27 protein-coding genes and 1 pseudogene are annotated in these 19,341 nt (G+C 32.7%); 1 reads left to right on the top strand and 27 read right to left on the bottom strand.

The window, feature by feature from the left end:
- Positions 1 to 4 precede the first annotated feature (4 nt).
- The 7 genes from E0F89_RS14055 to E0F89_RS14020 all read right to left on the bottom strand — a co-directional run bounded on the left by E0F89_RS14055 (position 5) and on the right by E0F89_RS14020 (position 8,025).
- Entirely contained in the window at positions 5 to 2,221 is a 2,217-nt protein-coding gene (locus E0F89_RS14055; protein ID WP_165930039.1) for a dynamin family protein, read from the bottom strand.
- Between the two features lie 19 nt (positions 2,222 to 2,240).
- Positions 2,241 to 3,893: a dynamin family protein gene (locus E0F89_RS14050; RefSeq protein ID WP_131910411.1), complete on the bottom strand. Its 1,653-nt coding sequence runs from the start codon at positions 3,891 to 3,893 to the stop codon at positions 2,241 to 2,243.
- 78 nt (positions 3,894 to 3,971) lie between these two features.
- Positions 3,972 to 5,675: a dynamin family protein gene (locus E0F89_RS14045; RefSeq protein ID WP_131910410.1), complete on the bottom strand. Its 1,704-nt coding sequence runs from the start codon at positions 5,673 to 5,675 to the stop codon at positions 3,972 to 3,974.
- Between the two features lie 474 nt (positions 5,676 to 6,149).
- The gene (locus E0F89_RS14035) at positions 6,150 to 6,713 is read right to left on the bottom strand and encodes a hypothetical protein (protein ID WP_131910408.1); all 564 of its coding nucleotides are present in this window, start codon (positions 6,711 to 6,713) and stop codon (positions 6,150 to 6,152) included.
- Positions 6,714 to 6,777: 64 nt separating this feature from the next.
- A complete protein-coding gene (locus E0F89_RS14030) occupies positions 6,778 to 7,278 on the bottom strand; it encodes a YqiA/YcfP family alpha/beta fold hydrolase (RefSeq protein ID WP_131910407.1) in 501 nt (166 codons plus the stop codon).
- Between the two features lie 141 nt (positions 7,279 to 7,419).
- Positions 7,420 to 7,818 (bottom strand): hypothetical protein, encoded by a 399-nt coding sequence (locus E0F89_RS14025; RefSeq protein ID WP_131910406.1) that lies wholly within the window; start codon positions 7,816 to 7,818, stop codon positions 7,420 to 7,422.
- Positions 7,819 to 7,821: 3 nt separating this feature from the next.
- A complete protein-coding gene (locus tag E0F89_RS14020) occupies positions 7,822 to 8,025 on the bottom strand; it encodes a hypothetical protein (protein ID WP_131910405.1) in 204 nt (67 codons plus the stop codon).
- Positions 8,026 to 8,220: 195 nt separating this feature from the next.
- Between E0F89_RS14020 and E0F89_RS14015 the strand changes: the two genes are divergently transcribed.
- Positions 8,221 to 8,436 (top strand): hypothetical protein, encoded by a 216-nt coding sequence (locus E0F89_RS14015; RefSeq protein WP_131910404.1) that lies wholly within the window; start codon positions 8,221 to 8,223, stop codon positions 8,434 to 8,436.
- Here the strand turns inward: E0F89_RS14015 and E0F89_RS14010 are convergent.
- The 20 genes and pseudogenes from E0F89_RS14010 to E0F89_RS13925 form a co-directional block, all read right to left on the bottom strand.
- On the bottom strand, positions 8,403 to 9,020 hold the full coding sequence (locus E0F89_RS14010) for an SOS response-associated peptidase (RefSeq protein ID WP_131910403.1): 618 nt from the start codon (positions 9,018 to 9,020) through the stop codon (positions 8,403 to 8,405). The two genes, E0F89_RS14015 and E0F89_RS14010, sit on opposite strands and share 34 nt — an antisense overlap.
- 17 nt (positions 9,021 to 9,037) lie before the next feature.
- A complete protein-coding gene (gene xseB / locus E0F89_RS14005) occupies positions 9,038 to 9,235 on the bottom strand; it encodes an exodeoxyribonuclease VII small subunit (protein ID WP_131910402.1) in 198 nt (65 codons plus the stop codon).
- 1 nt (position 9,236) lies between these two features.
- Positions 9,237 to 9,923 (bottom strand): annotated as a pseudogene (locus E0F89_RS14000) (exodeoxyribonuclease VII large subunit); the annotation flags it as partial.
- Positions 9,875 to 10,147, bottom strand: a complete 273-nt coding sequence (locus E0F89_RS17570; RefSeq protein ID WP_394345970.1) for a hypothetical protein — start codon at positions 10,145 to 10,147, stop codon at positions 9,875 to 9,877. The pseudogene E0F89_RS14000 and the gene E0F89_RS17570, both read right to left, overlap by 49 nt.
- 48 nt (positions 10,148 to 10,195) lie before the next feature.
- Positions 10,196 to 10,627, bottom strand: coding sequence for an exodeoxyribonuclease VII large subunit (locus tag E0F89_RS13990; RefSeq protein WP_131910400.1), 432 nt, complete (start codon positions 10,625 to 10,627; stop codon positions 10,196 to 10,198).
- 418 nt (positions 10,628 to 11,045) lie between these two features.
- Complete coding sequence (locus tag E0F89_RS13985) at positions 11,046 to 11,729, bottom strand: endonuclease/exonuclease/phosphatase family protein (protein ID WP_131910399.1); 684 nt, start codon at positions 11,727 to 11,729, stop codon at positions 11,046 to 11,048.
- Positions 11,730 to 11,894: 165 nt separating this feature from the next.
- Positions 11,895 to 12,335, bottom strand: coding sequence for a hypothetical protein (locus E0F89_RS13980; RefSeq protein ID WP_131910398.1), 441 nt, complete (start codon positions 12,333 to 12,335; stop codon positions 11,895 to 11,897).
- Positions 12,336 to 12,524: 189 nt separating this feature from the next.
- Positions 12,525 to 12,674 carry a hypothetical protein gene (locus E0F89_RS17165; RefSeq protein WP_165930038.1) on the bottom strand — a complete coding sequence of 50 codons (150 nt, stop codon included), beginning with the start codon at positions 12,672 to 12,674 and terminating at the stop codon, positions 12,525 to 12,527.
- A 149-nt stretch (positions 12,675 to 12,823) separates the two neighbouring features.
- Entirely contained in the window at positions 12,824 to 14,083 is a 1,260-nt protein-coding gene (locus E0F89_RS13975) for a Y-family DNA polymerase (protein WP_131910397.1), read from the bottom strand.
- 80 nt (positions 14,084 to 14,163) lie between these two features.
- A complete protein-coding gene (locus E0F89_RS13970; protein ID WP_131910396.1) occupies positions 14,164 to 14,613 on the bottom strand; it encodes a LexA family protein in 450 nt (149 codons plus the stop codon).
- A gap of 13 nt (positions 14,614 to 14,626) precedes the next feature.
- Positions 14,627 to 15,154, bottom strand: coding sequence for a hypothetical protein (locus tag E0F89_RS13965; protein WP_131910395.1), 528 nt, complete (start codon positions 15,152 to 15,154; stop codon positions 14,627 to 14,629).
- A 196-nt stretch (positions 15,155 to 15,350) separates the two neighbouring features.
- Positions 15,351 to 15,557: a hypothetical protein gene (locus E0F89_RS13960; RefSeq protein WP_131910394.1), complete on the bottom strand. Its 207-nt coding sequence runs from the start codon at positions 15,555 to 15,557 to the stop codon at positions 15,351 to 15,353.
- A 372-nt stretch (positions 15,558 to 15,929) separates the two neighbouring features.
- Positions 15,930 to 16,166 carry a MerR family transcriptional regulator gene (locus E0F89_RS13955; protein ID WP_131910393.1) on the bottom strand — a complete coding sequence of 79 codons (237 nt, stop codon included), beginning with the start codon at positions 16,164 to 16,166 and terminating at the stop codon, positions 15,930 to 15,932.
- 62 nt (positions 16,167 to 16,228) lie between these two features.
- On the bottom strand, positions 16,229 to 16,480 hold the full coding sequence (locus E0F89_RS13950) for a helix-turn-helix domain-containing protein (RefSeq protein WP_131910392.1): 252 nt from the start codon (positions 16,478 to 16,480) through the stop codon (positions 16,229 to 16,231).
- A gap of 655 nt (positions 16,481 to 17,135) precedes the next feature.
- Positions 17,136 to 17,456, bottom strand: a complete 321-nt coding sequence (locus tag E0F89_RS13945; RefSeq protein ID WP_131910391.1) for a hypothetical protein — start codon at positions 17,454 to 17,456, stop codon at positions 17,136 to 17,138.
- Between the two features lie 30 nt (positions 17,457 to 17,486).
- A complete protein-coding gene (locus E0F89_RS13940) occupies positions 17,487 to 17,876 on the bottom strand; it encodes a hypothetical protein (protein WP_131910390.1) in 390 nt (129 codons plus the stop codon).
- A gap of 159 nt (positions 17,877 to 18,035) precedes the next feature.
- A complete protein-coding gene (locus E0F89_RS13935) occupies positions 18,036 to 18,644 on the bottom strand; it encodes a murein L,D-transpeptidase catalytic domain-containing protein (RefSeq protein ID WP_131910389.1) in 609 nt (202 codons plus the stop codon).
- A gap of 30 nt (positions 18,645 to 18,674) precedes the next feature.
- Positions 18,675 to 19,067: a hypothetical protein gene (locus E0F89_RS13930; protein ID WP_131910388.1), complete on the bottom strand. Its 393-nt coding sequence runs from the start codon at positions 19,065 to 19,067 to the stop codon at positions 18,675 to 18,677.
- Positions 19,024 to 19,152 carry a hypothetical protein gene (locus E0F89_RS17480; RefSeq protein ID WP_262709548.1) on the bottom strand — a complete coding sequence of 43 codons (129 nt, stop codon included), beginning with the start codon at positions 19,150 to 19,152 and terminating at the stop codon, positions 19,024 to 19,026. Before E0F89_RS17480 ends, E0F89_RS13930 begins: the two co-directional genes overlap by 44 nt.
- A 51-nt stretch (positions 19,153 to 19,203) precedes the next feature.
- Positions 19,204 to 19,341: ATP-binding protein (locus tag E0F89_RS13925; protein WP_165930037.1), on the bottom strand; the 138-nt coding region annotated here is incomplete at its 5' end.

Here is a 19,341-nt window from a genome sequence, read left to right as displayed (position 1 = left end):
ACTATTATTTTATTAAATGGAGGGCATTATTTATTGTATCGATAAAGTCTTCAAAGATTGGAATTACCCTCTCTTTTTCTTTTATATCTGTTTCCAAAAGGTCCAATTGTTTGCTAAACTCTTTCTCTAAAGTTAATACAAGATGTTTGTCAAGACGTGTTAATTCGATTTCGATTTTACCCATAGGCGAAGTGAAAAGTTTTTTAGCTTCAGCCTGAACTTCAGCTCGCAACCTTAACAGCGTACTTCTCATTTCATATTCTAATTTTTCGACTGTATTATGTACATCATTTATAACTTGACTACTATTTATAGATTCAGAAAACGTTGTCCAATTTGGATAATAAGCCTCAGTCAATCGACATGGGAATTTTAAGTTTGTGACGTCATAATCAAAATTTTGTGTAAATGTCAAACTATCAATTTGAATTGATGTTATATTTCTCAACACTTCCGCTAAAGCATTTTGTAAAATTTCAGGATCTAATTTTGGTTGTTTTTCAAGAGCGTTTTCAATTTCTTTTTCGATGCGTCTTTTCAAATCAAGTTCAAACTGACCTCCTTTTTTAAACTTATCGTTCCACACAGTAGTAACATTGTCTATATATGCAGTCCCACTTGTTTTAACAATTCTTCTTACCGCTTCACGGTCAATTTCATTATAATCACATGAATAACTAGCATTCGGAATTAACCAAGCGCCACTTTCAATTTTAAAACTATAAGGTGACCTACTACCAGGAATATTCGAAGGAACATTCCAAGATGTTTGTCCTAAGTTATGAGCAATATTATTTAAGTTTTGTTTAGCATCCTTAATTGTATTTGAAATGCCACCTTGAATTTTAGAAAACATATTTTGATAAGATTCTCTATCTTCTTTCAGTTTTTCCAAATCGCTGCTCTCTAACAATCTTTTTTGTTTTACAGCCTTTTCTTTCGCTGCCTCTATTTCAGTTTGAAGATTTCTTTTGTTTTTTTCTTCATAATTTGAAATTTTAGCACCTATAATTTTGTCTTTATTTTCTTTGAATTCCTTCTCTATATATTCTTCTCTTATGACTTCTATATTCGACAAACCTAAAAGAGTTTCTTTAGCATCATCATCCGAATTGAAATAATCGGGAAAAAGTTCCGATAAATTATCGTATACTTGTCTCTCTGTGGCATCCCACGTATTCATTTCTTTTAAGTACAATGAAAAACAAATACCGGAAGTAACGTCAAATTTTGGTTTTACGCCTTTGTATCCAGTGTTTTTCAAAGCATCTTCAAAGCTTTGTTTCAAATCACGTCCCAATTTACCATGAGCTCTTTCCAAGTCGGGTATTTTATATCCAATTTCTTGCAAAGCAGAATCGTATTTACTTGCCAATAAAACCACTGCATCAATGCCTTGACTATTGATCCTAGTTTCAAGAAAATCAATATCAGTTTTACTACATAATTGACCAGCATAACTTAACAGAAACACTCCGTGACAGGTTCTCAAAAAATCTTTTGTACGTTCCTCACGAGATACAACAGGATCGTTTACTCCTGGTGTGTCAACTATTTCAATGTTTTTCAGGCGTTCATCATTGAGATATAAGAATAAACTTTTAGTTACAGAAGTATATTTTCCCTCGGCACCCACATAATCAATTAAACGTCCCTGCATTTCGCTGATATTGGAAAATGGGACTTTTTCAATCATATTTCCAATTTTTCTTCTTGCATCACCTTTACATCGATCCACCAATTCTTTGGAGGAGCAGATTTCATCATTCAATTTTTCGCTAAGGTCTGCTTCAATATCTTTTGTTGACCAATCAGGGTTTTCTCTTTTTGTATCATCAAAATATTTTTCATAAACGGTCGCATTATCTTCAAAAACCTTAAAATCTTCCTGAGTATAGAACTCAATTTCGAAAGAAGGATTTTCGGCATAACGGATTACGGTCAGCCCGGCAGTCATAGGTGTTGAAGCCTTGGGCAAAATTTCCTTACCTTCAAAAAATAAGGCGTTAAGGAACGATGATTTACCAGCTTTTACCTGTCCAACGATACCAATTTTTAATATTTTTCCTTCTGTCAGGATTTCCTGTAAACCGTGACTTATTTTTTTTGCTTCGGCAATTAGGCTTCTACTGTCTTCAATCTTTAGGTTTTCGTGATTGAATCTATTTTGATTATCGAGGAACAATAATGCCTCATGTATTTTTTCAAATTTATTTTCCATTTTTTTTAATTCTAATTTTTTAATACCCTTTTTCTTCAAGGAACGAAATGATATTTCTGTATCCGAAATGTTTTGCGGATTCCATAGCATTTCTGTTGTGATCATCGGGAGTTGTGAAATCTGCACCTTGGTTATCAAAGAAACGCACCATTTCTAAATTGCCTTCATAGATGGCAGCCGTTAATGGGGTATAATTATCGAATTTTTCATATTGATCCACACCATTATCATGGGCGAAACAGTTTAAGAAATTATCGTGATTAGCTGTTTTAATAGCAATAAAAACATTTCCAGCGCTTACAGAAGATTTCACATCAACTCTCGATTGAGTCGATTTGTTTCTGCGAATATTTCGAACTTTTGTTTTTAAATCATCAATTAGATTACTGAATTCTTTTTCAGCTATTTTTTTATCATTGAATAGATAATCTCCTTCTGCTAATAATACATTTTTACGGTTTCTGAAATACTCTTGTTCATCTTTCGGACTTCCGTCTTTAATTGACTGATTTAAAAGTCGATTGATTGTTTGAATCTCAGTATCATGCAATTTTATTTTTGGATTAATATAGCTGATTATGATAAAATCTAACATTTTTTCTAAATATTCGACACATTGAGATTCAGCATTCGATTTTTTTGCGAATTGTTTTATCTCACCGTATATCGTATCCATATATTTTTTTCGATAAGAATACAATACTTGTTTTTTATGGGAAGAGTAGGCAATGACATCAATAATCGTATTATCATCATCTGTTTTCAGATCTTTCGCTACACGATGAACGACCTCTCTGATAGATACTAGATCTTTCTTATCTGCTTTGTTAATGATGATTACTTTTGGTTTTTTTTTATCAAATTTGGTTATAAACTCTTTATCGTCACGAGTCAATGAGCCCCTTTCAATATCAATAAGCCAGAAAAGAGCATCCCCTCTTTTAAGTTCTGCTTCAGCGGTTTCTCTGTCAGTTTGTGTGCTTCGCTGATCTGTTTTTTCTGCTTTGTCATATCCGGGAGTATCGATGAATGCAATGTCTGCCAGAGCCGATACTGTTGGAACATTCAGATAAAGTCGTTTAAGAAAACTTGATAACTGTATTTTATGACGGGTTTCGAAATCATGTCCTATCGCAGCTAACACATTTTTGTCAATAGCAACCATGTTTTCACTGTTGTTCTCAGCTTGTATTGATAACTCTGAGACTTTTCCGCAGTATAAATACGTAGGAACAACCGAAGTTGGTTTTTGACCGGAAGGCAAAATTTCTTTTTCAGCATCACCGAAAAGGATGGAATTCAAAAAGCTTGATTTTCCAGCGCTAAACGCTCCTGCTACAGCTATAGTTGCAAATTCATCATCTACATTTGAAGACAATTCCAATTTGACATCATTGATGCTATTCTGAATATCTTGAATATATTCTCCAAAGCCGTTGTCTGTTAAAATTTGCCTGATACTTCCTGCCTCCTGCTCTTTGTTCTTTTTGGTGAAATAGCTATCAATTTCTGTAAATTCTGCATCAACGCCTTTTATTCTTGTCCCACCATTTAACTGACCAATTAATTCTAATGCTTTGGTAGTCGATTCCAGATATATGTTTTCAATTTTTATAAAACTAGGGCCTGACGGTATTGATTCTGAATCTTTTTTTCTTTTAAATATAGCCATTTAAAATTATATTATTTATACGAAGAAAAGTCTTGGGATTCATTTGATGAATCCTAAGACTTTTCTGTTTTGTTATTGTTAAGCCGCTTGAATTTTCAATTCTTCAATTAACACTATTTTTACTTCGATTGCCTCTTTTTCGATATTAATTTGTTCTTCGCTTTGTTTTACCTCATTTGAACGGGCTTCAATACTGTTTTGAATTTGCATTACTTTTTCATTAATTTCATTTTGTAATGTTAAAACCATCTCATGATGTGATTGTGCCAAGGATTCCTCAATTTTTGGTCTCAAATGATTAACGATTCCAGGAACTACTTTATTGAGAAAATTGTCTTTATACATAGCTTCTTTTTCTTTTCTTGAATCCCCACCAATTCCAAAGAATTTAAGGATATCGGGGCCAAAGAAAATGAGTATTTCTACCCAAGGAGCTACAAATGCTGTCCCAATTCCTAACGCTCCAATGATTCCTTTGTAAACTTTACTGTTTTTGAACACGAGATCGGTCAGTGGCTTTATCTTGGTTTCGATTGTACCGATTACTGATTGTGAATCAAATCTTTCGGTGTTTTCGAATTGAGAGATACTTTCAAAAATAGTAGCTGTTTTGTCTTGTAAGTCTTGCCAAAGCGTTTCCTGTACTTTTCCCAATTCGCTTATCATTATTGGACGAACTGATTCGATTAATCTTTGATTAACACCAGTCCCATTATTCGGATTGTTGATCATTTCATTAACAAAATCAGTTTCCATCGAAACTAATTTGTTTTTAATCTCGTCTAATATTAAATCGGTTGACGCAGAAGATACTTTCTTAGTTTCGTTATTCTCATTCAACTTAAGGATTGCTTTTTCCTGTTCAGAATGAATTTCCAGTAATTCTTTTTTAAGGGATTCTACATTTTCTGACAAGGTTTTATTTCTCATTTTCAAAATGGAAATCATTTCATCCAATAATCCCATTACATTATTTGAGAAACGCTGTTTATACAATGAAAAACTGTCAAGATTTGCAATTACTTTCTCTAAATCTTCAATTTCATTTTTCACAGATGAAACAATACCGACAGATATAGCTCCTTTGACGTAACGACGCATTTGACTTTCGATATAATCCTTGATTTTCAATCGATCCTCTAATGGTTTTTTATCAGATTTTGTTACCAATACATGTGCATCAATATCATAACCCTGAACCTCTGAAATAAATCGCAAAGCACTTTGTTTCAAGGAACCATGCTCGCAATCTACCAAAGTGATAAAGGCTGTTCCTTCAGTAAGGTAGCTCATAATCGCTTTTTCGTGAGCTTCCAAACTCGAATCTGTACCAGGCATATCGACCAATACGATATTACGTTCTATTAATTCCTTAACTTTTTGGTTATCTACATATACTTTCACAATGTCACCAGCTTGAACATTTAGATGGGCTAAATCACCAATCCCTTTATCCGTAATAAGTAGACCTTTTCTATAATGTTCCACTGTTTCTACCGGGGCATAATACAATTCATAAGAAACTGCCGTTTCCGGTCTGATACTTGTTGGCAAAAGCTCAGGTCTATTTAAATAAGCATTTAAAAGACTACTTTTACCAGCACTAAAATCACCGATAAAAGGAACTTTGATATACAATTGATCATTTAAGTCATTGATTAAGCTCTGAGTCTTTATCTTTATATCTTCCGCATTTTTTTCTGGCACAGAAGTAATTGTTTTTTCCAAAGCTAGATTTAATACTTTCTTGAAATCTTCGCTTATTGATTTAATATCTTTCATTTTTTTATTTGATTTAATTTTTACAATCTATAATGCCGGCGCATGCTTCCCTTTCCCTGAACCATTTGGATGGCGGTGGCAGGAGTTGGCTGTTAATGATGTAATTTGTGAAGATGAAGTGCCACAATATTTACAGCTATATTGCGATTTCTCGCTTCCCTCGTATAATTTGTGTTTTCCTTTACCTGAACCCAGTGGATGACGATGGCAGGAATTAGCCGTTAAACTAGAAATGCTTGAACTTTTGGTACCGCAGTACTCACAATAACAATTTGCCATATTTAATTTTATTTAACTTTTCCATTTTTTATACTTGGCCAAAAAAACTCTCCTGTTTTATGGATTACGGACAAGCATTTACAAACCTAATGTCTATATAATTGGCATCCTTACGGGAAACCGTAAAGGGTGAAAATAAATTAAAAATTAAATTATGGTAATCGATGTAGTTTTTGAAGTGCTACTATTTGCTGCTTATTTAACCTCAAAACCATTCTGGTATGTCAGTAAAGTCTCTTTTTTTCTGAAACGCAGGTTTTGGCTGCAGTAGGTGGGTGGTTGCAATAACAGTTTATCATTAAATTGCAGCAAATTGAACTGCAAATCTTCCAAATTGAAGGATTCTATATTTAGTTCGTAGCTGCCCACAAAACCTATTGCTTGCTGTTCCACATAAATGCCGGGACTATATTCTTTATTAATCTTGATTTTATTCTTGTTGTAAATGGGGAAAAGCAACAAATCCCGATCTATATCGGCGATTTGTAGTTTTTTGATTTTCTTGGCGTTGTACCAAATCTCGATTTGGTTTTTTGGCGAGTCCAATAAACCAGACCATTTTTTGCCCGGCAGGTGCTCTGTCGAAGCAATAGCAGGTATTTTAAGGTAATAATAAAAGAATGGGTCCAATAAGGCTTTGTCTAACTGGAGTTTCATTCTAGATGCCACTTTCATACACTCCTTGAGGTCATCATCATTGCATTCAAATTTTTTTAGGGTCCAACTTTCGCCGTGAAAATTGATTTTTAGTTTTTGCATTGAAACTATGGGTTGAAAAAGTTGCAAGTTTATTGGTTATTAAGTCATTAGCATTTGACATTCTTCAATAACAGAGCTCCTCAAAAAAGTATTCAGCTTGCTTTTCAAAAATAGGTACTGGAATTTGGTGTGCCAATTCATTTATTATTTGAATTGTACACTCTTTTAACTCGCTAAAATTTTGTGACAGAAAAACCAAATTGTCTTTGGCTTTAATCACATCATCCTGACCGCCCAAAACTATTCGCATCAGGGGTGATCGTTTTTTTGGTAAATCTGAAGGAATGTTTTGTACGACATTATTTCTGTAGGGTAGGGCAGGATTGTACAATAATGCACAAATACCCATACTATTTGCCAGATGATAGGCAGCAAAACCGCCCATACTACTACCAATAATCACAGTAATTTCCTGACTCTTAAATTCGTCATATAAATTTTGGATTGTATTGGGGTTGGAATTATAATCCAAATCCGGGGCGATTACAATACCATATGTTTCGAGAATTACTCTTTTTGCTGGACTTAATTTGCTTTCGAGTCCGTGGAGGAATAGGATGTTCATGGTTTGTTGTTTTAAATAATCGCTGTAAGGATTATAAATTAGTTTTTTGTCAAATGACCTCCGAAATAATATTTTACTTAACTGTTTTATTAATTGATCGAAAGGTTTATAAAGTAACTTTTAGTTTTTTTTTTTAAAACTCTAAAATTCTACATCGTAAATATTTACTCTAATATATTCTAACAGGTCTTTTCTATAATCATCTTTTGTAATTTCCAAATCTTTCGAAAAAGTACAAGAATAAAAATATAAAAGTTCTAAAACATCATCTTTTGTGGTAGCAAGAATATCTAGATATTTTACGTATCGCCAGAAACAAAAATAGTCTTCATCATAGTATACGTCTGTTTCGCCCAAAATTCGTTTTTGAAAAGGGAATCCCTCCACTTCATATCCTTTGCCTTCACAATAGTCAATTATCATTGATCGCACTGCACTTTCATATATTTCGGCAGTTGTAAAATCCTCGATATTTCCCGGTACTAGTTTCCACTGCTGATATTGTTTTTCAATTTCTAATTTAATTTCGTCGATTTCCATATTTTATTCTATTTTCCAATTTACATCACCTAAGTTCAATGTTCCGTTCATTTCTACTTCGAGCCAATCTCCAACTTCACAACAACATAATTTAATACTACATCCTGAAAGGCTATCAGATGCTCCATTTATTTCCGTACCTCTTCTTTGGTGTGCTTTCAATTTGTTGTGTTGTTCTTCCGAGAGTTCTATTATAATTCTTTTCATTTCAGATTGTTTTTACTATTAGAGTCAAAAGTAAGTTTCCATAACGTCAAAGTGTGACATATTTAAAAAAAATAAACTGATTAAAGTAGAATTATTGATTCATTTTTAGAGTGGCTCTAATTTTTATAATTGTTTGCCGTTAATTAGTAAAATAAACCATTAATAAAGGAATTGTTTTTTCATTTTCATTACTAAATGATCGTGTTACTACCTTTTGAGACCAAATTCATAAACTATTTTGGATTAGTTTCTATTAATGGCTCTGATGGTAGTTTTGTTGCTTTAATTAATGGTGTAACATTCCGTTTTGATGTTCCGCAGACTGTTTTGCGAATTGATGTGGATGCGGAACCGCATTTAGTGATGAAGAGTATCATTTATAATTTAACAGCAATTAGGTCTGCAGAATAATGAAAGGCAAAGTGCTCTACTGGTTCATGGTGTAACCATTTCATTTCGTCTTCTCTTTTTAAAACTACCGGCATTCTTTTTTTATTATTGTGGATTTCCGCTAAAAGTGGATTGGCTTCGGTGGTGAGTATGGTGTAAGTGTTTTTGATTTCTCCGGTTTCTTTATCTACCCAATGGGAATATAAACCCGCAAAAGCAAAAAGTTCTTCGTTAGGTAAACACAATTCGTATTTTTGTTTTGTTTTCCCTTTTGAATCCAACCATTGCCATTCGTAATATCCATTTGCAATAATCAGGCATCTTTTGTCGACTGAATTTTTGAAGGAAGGTTTTTCGTTGACCGTTTCTATTTTGGCGTTAAGCGTGTATTTTTTAATTTCCTCGTCCTTCGCCCATGATGGAATTAAACCCCAATTGTAATGGGTAATGACGTTTGGTTTTTCATCAATAATTACAGGTGTTTTTGGATAGTCAAAGCCATTGATAGTAGCACTAGGTTTGAATTCCACCGGATTGTCAATAGTTGCGTTGAACCTGCTTTGTACTTCTAATGCTAATTTGGTTTGTTTGGAATGAAAACACATACTATTTTCTTTATTTATTAATTTTCGAGTTCTTTTAAAATTGCATTCACGTCCTCTTCGATTGTGGTTAATTTTAATTTGCAAAATTTAATTAGTACTGTTGCTCTTTTTACTTTTGCAGAGAGTTCATCTACTGAGATTTCTCCTTTTTCTATTTCGGTGACAATTCCCTGCAATTCCTCAAAGGCATTCTTATAATTCAATTCTTCTTCCATTTTATTCTTTGATTTTTGTGATGGTACTTTCAATGGTACAGTTAAATAGCAATGTGTTTATTGCTGCGCCTTTTTCCAATTGGGAAACATCTTTGATAGCTTTGCCATTTGAATACGTTATGCTAAAACCTCTTTTTAAAACATTTATAGGATCCATGATTTGGCTGTTTTTTTCTATTTTTTCCAATGCAAGTTCGGAATTTTTAAGATATAGTATGGGTTGCAATTCTAATTTTTCTTGTAATTGAATAACAGCTACTTTTAGTTGATGCAGATTGAATTTAGTTGCAATGCGTGTTTTGGCTTGCAGTACGTTTAATTTTTCGTGGTTGATTTTTACTATGAATTGGGATTGTTGCTGAATTGCGTAGCTGGCAATTTTGATTCGGTTTTCATTGGTGTTCAAAATATTAACCGTTATGGAGCGAAACAACTTCAATTCTGATTCTAGTTTGGTATTTTCTTCACTTAGCAATCGTCTTGATTTGTCCACTATTTTTTCTTTGGCCTTTTGAATTGGTACAGAGAAATTATGAAATTTTTGTATCAGGTATTCGGCAAGTTTTGTTGGTGTTATTGCGTTGGTATGTGCAATCATTTTGCAAACCGTTTCATTTGTGACATGGCCGATACCAATAATTACATGGATAGGAAATAAGGCAATTGCTTTGGCCAATTCGTAATTATTGTAACAGGATAAGCCACATCGCCACCACCGCCCCTAATAATAGCGACTGAATCGAAATGATGGATTACTTTTCTAATTCTTTCTAATTGTGCAATGATGCCTGAAACTGCTTTGCCTCCTTGCAGTATGGATGGAAATATAAGATAAAAGAACTTGTAATTCCAGGCATTTTTATCAATAACATCTATAAAATCACCAAAGCCTTTGCTGGTTGCTACCGAAATTATTGCAATTCGTTAGGGTAAAAAGGAGAGTTCTAACTTTTTATTTGTTTAATAAATACCCTCTAATTGTAGCTGTTTGATCGTTTCCCGCTTTTCATTTTCTAAATCTTCTAACGTAAATTGCGGATCAATATCTACTATTTGAAGTGAAAGGCCAAAAGCAGGATCGAAGGCTATTTTAGCAAGGAATAAAATTTTGATTCCATGTTTGAGCGGTCCTTTTAGTATTTGTAGAAAATTGCGATTGATATTTTGGTAATCGTCACGCCATATGGTAGATTTAATTTGCGCGATTATTTTCCCATCTCTTTTTTCTACTAATTCCGGAAAGCAATGACCTGACTGACTGCAATGATTCAGTTTGTTCATTTCAGCTTTAATCCAAAACGCACTTTTATACCTTTCTTCTAACGTTTTTTTGATAATGTTAGTCACTTCCAGCAGCGAGAAAATAGTCTTATCATTGATTTTTTCAGGCATTATAATTTTGTATTAATACCTAAAAGGATTTTTCCTTTTATTTTATTTCAAAGATAAAGTAGTTTTTTTACATTGATATTCTTGCATGGAGATAATTTATTTGTTTTTTAAGGATAGGAAAAAGATCTTTATTGTTGATTAATTGGAAAGTGCGAAAGAAATTTTTATGACAATGGGGATAATCGTTAATTGGCTATTATTCGGAAAAGGCATAGAATGTAATTCCGCGCGAAATGGGTCTGTTTAGTGAGCCGCATTGCAAACGCTATGAATTGTTTTTATCAGTAAAGTAGGCACTCTTTGCAAACGAGCCTTTACTTTGTAATAGAGAAAAACACTAAATTTATTCAAAGGAAAGCAGAGGTGACATTAAGGCAATGAAAAAGCAGCAATGTTGAGACCGCTGTTGTGCGGCGATTTAATTATCATCCAATACTTCTACTTTAAGTTTTGCGCTTATGCCTTTATGATCAGAAAGATTCTTTTCAAGATTCCACTCAAATAATTCTATTTTCGCAAGTTTTAAAAACTCTTTCGTTATTGCAATGTGGTCTATATTCCAAACTAAATTTTCTGTTAGGTTCATCATACCGCTTTCTTTAAAACACTTATTTAATTCATTTCTGCCTGAATGTGTGAAATAATAATTATCAGAAAAACTTATATTAAAATCACCCGCAACACACAGGTTCTGATTATTAGAAAATTTCCTGTAGTCAACAATCTGTTTTGGTAAATCTGTTTTAAAGTTTTGGCATCTGTTTCCCAATATTCCCAGTATTGTTCCATAAACATTAAGTTTTCCAAACTCTGTATTTATTTCAGCGCAGCAACTTGTAAATTCATCGTAAGTTTCGTACTGTTTGGAAATTTCATACTTTGAATAAATCTTTACGCGTTTTTCTGTATGCTCATAATACTTTGCGTCCAAATCTTCTAAACTTCGCGTGGAAATTTGAAAAGGATAGTTTTTTAAATCAACGCGTTCATCATATTCAGTGAGTATTAATATATCTGCATTGACATTTTCACAAGCTGCGACTATCTGAGCGATTTTTTTAATATGTTTAAGTCTTTCAATGTTCCAAGTAGCGATTTTCACAGTTCAGATTTTTAAAATTAGCGCATAACGTTCCGCTACTACAGCGGGTTTGGGACTAAATTAAGCGCTATTTTCGGATTTGCCAAATCATCCCATATACACAACCATTTTCCCATTAAGCCAATTGCCCAAATCCATTGTAGTAGTTGTTGTGCGTTCGGTTTTTTAGGCACTTCCACTTATATTCAATTCTGAATAATTATGTTTTGTTAAATTAACTTTTAGATTTATATTACAATTTCCGCCATCATTCATTTGGATTATCGAATATTTATAATTGTCTTTTTCGTATTTATTTTTGCAATAACAACTTACCCAAACTTCTATTTCTTGTTTTGGGTTTATCACAACAATACATTGTTTGACATAATTATTTATATCTTTTAATTTAGAATTATTTTCTACAAAACATTTCTTCAACATTATATCTAATTCTTCTAATTCATTTTGATTTAAATCATATGCTTTTACTGTTTTTGGCTTATATCCATAATAAATGTTGCTGTGATATTTTTCATCGAATGTGAAAATGGCGTAATCTTTAATTTTGTCAAATTTTAAACTATTTTTTGAGTTTAATTTATTTCTCTTTATTTCGATTTTCAACGGAAATTCTCCATCAACTAATTCTATGAAATTATTTTTAATAACTGCTTTTGTTGAATAATTTAGTTTGAAATCAGATGGAAAAAAGTTTATTGTGTCGTTTATTATTTTAAAAACACCTTCAAATTTTTCAGTCTTTTCATAATTTGGACTTGTTTCGTATCGTACACAAGTGTAAGAACTGTCGGATTATATTTTTATATTAATTTTTCCAAACATTCCATAATCGTTTTCAGCATAAATTTGCTCAATTTTAGTTTGTTTTCCAATTTCAATTTTTTCTTTCTTACAATCTATGAACAAAGATAAAATTAGAAAATATAGAATTTTGTTTTTCATTTTTCTTTCGGTTTTCTGTAGCTCCAAACTGACGCACAACTAGCATATACTCGCTACAAACGAGAGCATATCCACCCAAATATGAGTAGATTGGCGAAGGATTATTTTGCTTTAGCGATTTTCAAATATATACAACTTTTAGTACACTATTATAATTGTATGGAGATAATTTCCTTAATTTTTGTGGTGAAGGATGGGGAAAGTTTTTCCTGCTTCATTTTCCACTGGCGGTCGAGGGATTGGGTGGCAAATTTGATTTTGTTGGTGCCGTAACTTTTATTCATTTTATCAATCACACTCATTAAAGGCTGGTGCTTTGGATTTGAAGTGTTGAATAAGGATAGTTGCGTTTCGTTATTTGGCGTTAAGCCCATTACGATTACACCTGCTTTTTTGTAGTGGTAACCTTCCCGGAATAATGCTTTTAGTCCTACTTGTGCATAGTGGTTGAGCTCGATGGTTGAATTGGTTGGAAAGTCGGTGTTGATGATGATGTTACGCGAATATTGCGGTTGGTCTTTGCGGAAATAGTTTGTTTGAACAAATACCATGATCATATTGCAATGGCTGCCTTGTTTGCGTAGTTTTTCGGAACAGGATGCAGTGAAGGTGGACACTCTTTCGGAGAGATCCTCAATTTTGGTGTACATTTTTTCGAAGGATCGCGTGGTGGCAATCATCTTTTTGTTTTTGGGTGCTTCAAGATCTAATGTAGGTTTGCCTTCTAGTTCGTGTTTTAGCCTCAACCCAACTACTGCCATTTCTTTGCGGACCCATTCATCGGACAACTGTGTGAATTGATACGCGTTAAAAATGTTTTTGGCTTGTAATCGTTTAGCATGCTTTCGGCCGATACCCCAAACGTCTTCTATTTTGGTCCATTTTAAGGCTTTAATTCTCTTTTCGTCACTATCGATGCTGTACACACTTTTAGTGCGTTCCGGGAACTTCTTGGCTATTTTATTGGCCACTTTGGCGAGGGCTTTCGTCGGTGCAAAACCGATACTAACCGGGATGCCGGTTCCCTTGGTCACTTTGCGCTGCATGTCTAATCCAATTTCGTTGAGGTCGAACATTTCGAAACCTTTGAATTTTAGAAAAGCTTCATCGATGCTGTAGATTTCAATTTCCGGAGAATACGTCGCCAGTATGTTCATCACCCGGGAACTCATATCACCGTACAGTGCATAATTGGATGAATAGACAAATACATTGTTGGCAATAAAAATATTTTTGTACTCGAATGCCGTAGCACCCATTGGAATTCCCAATGCTTTGGCTTCATTGGAACGCGCAATAACACAACCGTCATTGTTAGAAAGAATCACTATGGGCTTGTTTCTTAAATGGGGTTCGAAGACTCTTTGGCAAGAGGCGTAGAAGTTGTTGCAGTCTATTAGAGCGAGCATAATTTGGGTGTTGTGTTCATCCTCTCCCTAAATCCCTCTCCGAAGGAAAGGGACTTGAGAAGTGGAATTATGTATTTAATTTAGAATGTTTTAATGCTGTTCGTTACGATACCCCAGATCATAAAATCATTTTCTGGTGTTACTTTTATGGGTTTGTAATTTTCGTTTTCTGCAATGAGCCAAACGATATTCTCTTCGATTTTGATACGCTTTACGGTGAATTCGCCATCGATTTGGCAAACTGCTATTTTGTTGTTCTGAGGTTCTAGGCTTTTGTCGATAATCAATAAATCACCGTCATTAATTCCTGCATTTTTCATCGAATGCCCTTTTACTTTTGCAAAAAAAGTAGAATCCCGGTTCTTGATGAATTCCTTATTCAAGTCGATGGTTAATTCAATGAAATCATCAGCAGGCGAGGGGAAGCCCGCACTAATGCCCACATCAAAAAAAGGCAATTTAAGTGCTGTTGAATAATCCGGAAAGTAAAATTCCAGTGTTGGGGTTTTATGCAGGCTTCGTAATTTCATGATTATAGCGTTACTATTGTATTAACGCTACGATAAAGGATTCTTCTTTCTCTTGAATATCAGCACTATATTGTTCCCATGTTTGATTGGCTTTTATATCCAAAGTTTCAGGGTTTAATTCTTTTACAAATAGGACTTTATCAGCTCCAAAATCTCTGAGATCATCAAATACTCCTGAATAATAAGGATCTGTGATTAATGTACCTTCCAAATAATCTTTAAGCACTGTATCAAATTGTTCTTCCCATGGTGGAATGAATGAAATCATGTCTTTGTAAATGAGTTTGGCTTCTTCGCCTAGTTCCAGCACAAAATCATAATTAGAATTTGTATCATTTTGCAAATTGTATAAGGTACTGAAAATGCCACTTTCGTTTTTGGTTATCGTTCCTAAAGGAATAAAATTATGACCATTTTCACCTTTACTGTACTCTCCATATTCAACATTGCTGTTGAGTCTAGTAGCAATATCATTGGCCAGTTTTTCTGTGCTGGATAGGTCTAAATTATGTTTACTGATGATTTTTGCTTCTTCATTCATGACTGTAGGATCTCTCGTTTTTCTGTTTTACAAAATTACATAAGTCCAATTCTATTTGGTGTTAAATGGTTCAAAATAGTTATTAACTAAAAGTATCTGTGCTTTTTTTTAAAAAAAAATCCGAACTGAGAACAGTACGTAGCTGGAGTTTATTAAGGAAAATCTAAGAAAAAATATATGCGGAAATATAAAATATTTATTCAAAATCCTTTAAAATAATTTTTACAATTGATGGTTTCACGGTCTTAATTTTTTTTGCTTCATCTATTGAAATATTCATTTCTGTAGAAACTATTTGATTAATTGTCGATTTAATTAACCTTACACTGAAACCTTTAAGCAAATCTTGAATTTCTGCTTTTCTCCAACATATTCTGGTGTTTGCAATATCTGATAATGCCATATTTATTTTTTATAATTAAATTTATTTTTAAAGTAAGTTTTCATCACCTTGTTACATTTTCATAAGTTGGGCTGTTATCAAAGTGATATTTATCCGATGCAACTAACTTTATTATTCTAAATTATCATTCCAATCTCTTACTAAAAAAAATCTATTTTTGCTTTGTTTTTTCATATAAATAAAAGTAAAAGATACCTTTAACCTATTTTTGTTATTTCGAAATTACCATGACTTTTGTACGATTGTGATTGCTTGTTAAATCCCAATGTAATTATTTCCTTTTCTATATCATTTTGATTGCTCGAGTTGTTTAGACGATTCGTATGATGGAATTATTTTGAATAACCAAACTATTTATAAATTCTCTTTTCTTTAATACCGTCTGGCGCCAATACCATAACAAGAAATTTTTTCTCGCTTACTCCAACTCCAAAGGGTACTACTGTCAATTTTTAATAATTCACAGGTTTCGGATCTGGTTAACAGTACATCAGATTCTTTGACTGCCAAATCCTTTTTTAAATTTATGAGTTCTTCTTTAATAACTTCTTTAATCAATTGCTTTAGTTCATCTATTGAAAAAGAGTTTAGTAAAATTTGCTTGTCCATTGTGTATGATTTTAAAATTAATAAAAAGACAATTGAAGTTATGAATTCCTTTTTTTAAAATTTTAATTTATACGAGTTAAACTTTTCAAGACCTCATCTTTTTTATAAAAAACTCTATTGCCAATGCCGTAACTTTTTAGCTTACCACTTTTTGTATGCTTCCAGAGAGAAGTTAAATTTATTTTTAAAAGTTTAGCGGTTTCTAATCTTGATAATAAGATTTCACCATCATTCTGTGGTGGAGCATTGAGTTTTTGTATTGCAATTTCAATTCTTTCCAGTTTTTCTAAAATAAGTTCAAAAGGATTTTCCATTTTTAATATAAAATTAGTGAAATGGATGGAAAAAAAGGTTGAATATTTTACAGAAGTATTCGGAAGATAGGTTATCGAGGATTATGTTTTCTTATTAGAAATTTTTAATCAAGAAATGCAATTCTGTTTTAACGGATACGCGCCTAAACAGGGAGAGAATTACTAAAAGGTAGTTAGTAAGAAAATTGTACATGCCAATAGTATTGGGCACGGAATGCAATTCCGCGCCAACGGGTATAGATTACCGAGCTAGCGGGGTCTAGAATCGAATCAAAGTCCGAAGTCAGGAGACTTCGTAGAGCTGGGTTTCTTCTTTTAGTCTAACTCGCCAGGTATCGTTGAATTTAGACTATTTAATGGTCAGTTTATTTGGATAAATACCTGTTTGTTCAAGCGAAGTATAAATTGTTTAGGAAATAGCCAGTTTTGGTGATATTTATTTAAGATTAGTATTGAAATAACCTTTATGTTTGACGAGAACTTAATTATAGATTATTTTTACTAAATGGTTATTTTCAAATTGAACTCTAAATAAAGAAATCCGAAGTCAGGAGACTTCGGAGAGCTTGGGGAATAAAAATATAAAAAGATTCTTACGGTAGCGGGGTTCTGAACTAATATAATTTTACACTAATTAATGTACTATTACAGTAGTTTATTTTAATTTCATAAACTTATGTCTTGCAACTATTGCAGTTGTTAGCTTGATTGTTGAATTTCTCGTATTATTAGAGTTTTTGAATTCTGGAAAAAACATATCTACTACATCGCAAACTTGATTTGTAATATCTAATGTCATTTTATCAGTTAATAATCCATCTGATTGTTCGTCAAGTTCAATGCACATATTAGAAGAGTACTTAACCGCTTCTGCTTGAATATCTCCCAATACAACTTGTCTGTTAATTCTAGCCAAATTAGTAAATATTTTTGTTAAATCATTTTTGAAAGCTTCTCTAAAGTTGGGTGTATCCATATTGTATTTTAATTAATATTATTCAATTGTTTATAATTTTTTAGCTATTTCTTTCTCTATGACTTTACTGTAATCAGAACTATAATCCATCATTAGACTACATATTTCCAAAGTAAGTTTATAAGTTCTATTTACAATCACTGGGCCTACTGCAACTGCCGGTATAAGTTTATGTTCTACAAATGCTCCGGCAAGCATAATTATTGCTTGATATACTTTTAGCTTTTCTAGATTTAAATCTTTTAAAAGAAAAGATTGTTTAACATTATTTATCACTACCCCAATTTTATGTGGAAAGATTGAAAATTCCATAGATTCAGTAGGTGCATTAACAGGGCTGATGATAGTCATTACTCCATCTACCCCCATTACGACATTATGAATCATATCGTTCATTATTTTTTGTGTGTTTGTATTCATTTTGTGTGTGTTTTAGGTTTTGACTTATTAGAATTATAAAAAAGAATAATATTTTTTTCGTTTTAATTACTTCCAACGTTTTGCTAATTTGAGATGCACAAGGTTTGTAATCCTAGTATTTTCGGCTTACTGATATAAACTGTATTTCTTTACTTTTTCCTATTTATAAATCCACATAAGTACTGGTTTAGAACTTGATTTTAAAAAGGGGTCAATTATCTTAAAGCTATTATTTGATATTGTTGGACAACCCCAACCTTCAGGAGTCCCATTTGGATAAACTTCTTTATCTGAGATGACATCCCAGGAGTGAAACACAATAAAGCGTTTAAGAGCATTGCTATTTGTTGGTTCTAATCCATGCAACACATATTTTGTATTCACACCCCAACTACTATAAGCTCGCTCTCCGATTTTATATTTTCCAAGTGAAGAGCAATGACTATCATTACTATTACTAAATTTAGGTTTGTCTTTTGAAGAGTCGTTACTCCAAGGATTATCGCAACAGCCATGACCAACCAAAAAACTATGTTTAATTTTTTTGTTTTTAAAATCCCAAACTATAAATCTTTTTACACCAGAGTGTAAGCTCATATCAATTAATATACAGAAATCTGTATTGAAGTTTTTAGTATTACAAAAGGTAAGAGCCTGTTTTGCTTTATCTCTTGTTGATTCAATATCTATATAGGGCTTTTCAGGTGTCCTGGTACAACCAAATAAGAAGGTAAAAAATAGAATTATGATAGTCTGTAGATGTATCATTTTAAAATGCTTATATATCAATTAGTACTATTATTCTTTTAAACCGACTGTATTGTCTTCCTTGTTTTTTTCGTCTTTTCTTTGCAATAACTCGGAAAACACGAATACGGGATCCTCACCAGTTTCCATTAACCTATAGAATGACCATACGCAATCTTTGGTTAAATCATAATGGTCGAAGCAGTCATTTTCAATTTCTTGCGGATAAAGCATATAGGTTAATAAATCTCCTGAATAAACAAATGACACATAATTGTACTTTATATTAACCCTGACTAAACCAAAATTTAATAAGCCATTAAAATGAGACGCTAATACTAATATGTCGTTTGTTCTCTCCTCATCGAAACTTTTTAATATTATTGCATTGAATTCTAATTTATGATCGGAAACTGTATTGCAAATTCCAGTGATATTGACCACCCAATTCCAATTTAAAGTGAGCACCTGATTCCAATTCAAAATGACCACCTAATTCCGGAGCAAAATGACCACCTCCATTTTTCATTAAAAACTACTTTTTTTCATCTGTTAATTAGTATTCAAATATACTTAAATATTAGCTTTTGTTTATGCCCCTTTTTTTTCTCATAGATTCTCCGTGCAATTCGATTCGGTGAGATTGATGTATCAGCCTATCCAAAATTGCATCAGCTATTGTTTTTTCTCCAATGATGTCATACCAGCCTTGCACTGG

This window comes from Flavobacterium caseinilyticum, from assembly GCF_004349085.1.
In the GTDB taxonomy this organism is placed as follows: Bacteria; Bacteroidota; Bacteroidia; order Flavobacteriales; family Flavobacteriaceae; genus Flavobacterium; species Flavobacterium caseinilyticum.
The sequence above is the reverse complement of the archived record's forward strand: the minus strand, read 5'-3'. Positions and strand labels throughout refer to the sequence as shown.

Bases quoted from the DNA above. Each gene is read 5' to 3' on its own strand.
- E0F89_RS14055 (WP_165930039.1), bottom strand. From the start codon at position 2,221: ATGGAAAATAAATTTGAAAAAATACATGAGGCATTATTGTTCCTCGAT.
- E0F89_RS14050 (WP_131910411.1), bottom strand. From the start codon at position 3,893: ATGGCTATATTTAAAAGAAAAAAAGATTCAGAATCAATACCGTCAGGC.
- E0F89_RS14045 (WP_131910410.1), bottom strand. From the start codon at position 5,675: ATGAAAGATATTAAATCAATAAGCGAAGATTTCAAGAAAGTATTAAAT.
- E0F89_RS14035 (WP_131910408.1), bottom strand. From the start codon at position 6,713: ATGCAAAAACTAAAAATCAATTTTCACGGCGAAAGTTGGACCCTAAAA.
- E0F89_RS14030 (WP_131910407.1), bottom strand. From the start codon at position 7,278: ATGAACATCCTATTCCTCCACGGACTCGAAAGCAAATTAAGTCCAGCA.
- E0F89_RS14025 (WP_131910406.1), bottom strand. From the start codon at position 7,818: ATGGAAATCGACGAAATTAAATTAGAAATTGAAAAACAATATCAGCAG.
- E0F89_RS14020 (WP_131910405.1), bottom strand. From the start codon at position 8,025: ATGAAAAGAATTATAATAGAACTCTCGGAAGAACAACACAACAAATTG.
- E0F89_RS14015 (WP_131910404.1), top strand. From the start codon at position 8,221: ATGATCGTGTTACTACCTTTTGAGACCAAATTCATAAACTATTTTGGA.
- E0F89_RS14010 (WP_131910403.1), bottom strand. From the start codon at position 9,020: ATGTGTTTTCATTCCAAACAAACCAAATTAGCATTAGAAGTACAAAGC.
- xseB (WP_131910402.1), bottom strand. From the start codon at position 9,235: ATGGAAGAAGAATTGAATTATAAGAATGCCTTTGAGGAATTGCAGGGA.
- E0F89_RS13990 (WP_131910400.1), bottom strand. From the start codon at position 10,627: ATGCCTGAAAAAATCAATGATAAGACTATTTTCTCGCTGCTGGAAGTG.
- E0F89_RS17165 (WP_165930038.1), bottom strand. From the start codon at position 12,674: ATGAAAAACAAAATTCTATATTTTCTAATTTTATCTTTGTTCATAGAT.
- E0F89_RS13975 (WP_131910397.1), bottom strand. From the start codon at position 14,083: ATGCTCGCTCTAATAGACTGCAACAACTTCTACGCCTCTTGCCAAAGA.
- E0F89_RS13970 (WP_131910396.1), bottom strand. From the start codon at position 14,613: ATGAAATTACGAAGCCTGCATAAAACCCCAACACTGGAATTTTACTTT.
- E0F89_RS13965 (WP_131910395.1), bottom strand. From the start codon at position 15,154: ATGAATGAAGAAGCAAAAATCATCAGTAAACATAATTTAGACCTATCC.
- E0F89_RS13960 (WP_131910394.1), bottom strand. From the start codon at position 15,557: ATGGCATTATCAGATATTGCAAACACCAGAATATGTTGGAGAAAAGCA.
- E0F89_RS13955 (WP_131910393.1), bottom strand. From the start codon at position 16,166: ATGGACAAGCAAATTTTACTAAACTCTTTTTCAATAGATGAACTAAAG.
- E0F89_RS13950 (WP_131910392.1), bottom strand. From the start codon at position 16,480: ATGGAAAATCCTTTTGAACTTATTTTAGAAAAACTGGAAAGAATTGAA.
- E0F89_RS13945 (WP_131910391.1), bottom strand. From the start codon at position 17,456: ATGGATACACCCAACTTTAGAGAAGCTTTCAAAAATGATTTAACAAAA.
- E0F89_RS13940 (WP_131910390.1), bottom strand. From the start codon at position 17,876: ATGAATACAAACACACAAAAAATAATGAACGATATGATTCATAATGTC.
- E0F89_RS13935 (WP_131910389.1), bottom strand. From the start codon at position 18,644: ATGATACATCTACAGACTATCATAATTCTATTTTTTACCTTCTTATTT.
- E0F89_RS17480 (WP_262709548.1), bottom strand. From the start codon at position 19,152: ATGAAAAATGGAGGTGGTCATTTTGCTCCGGAATTAGGTGGTCATTTT.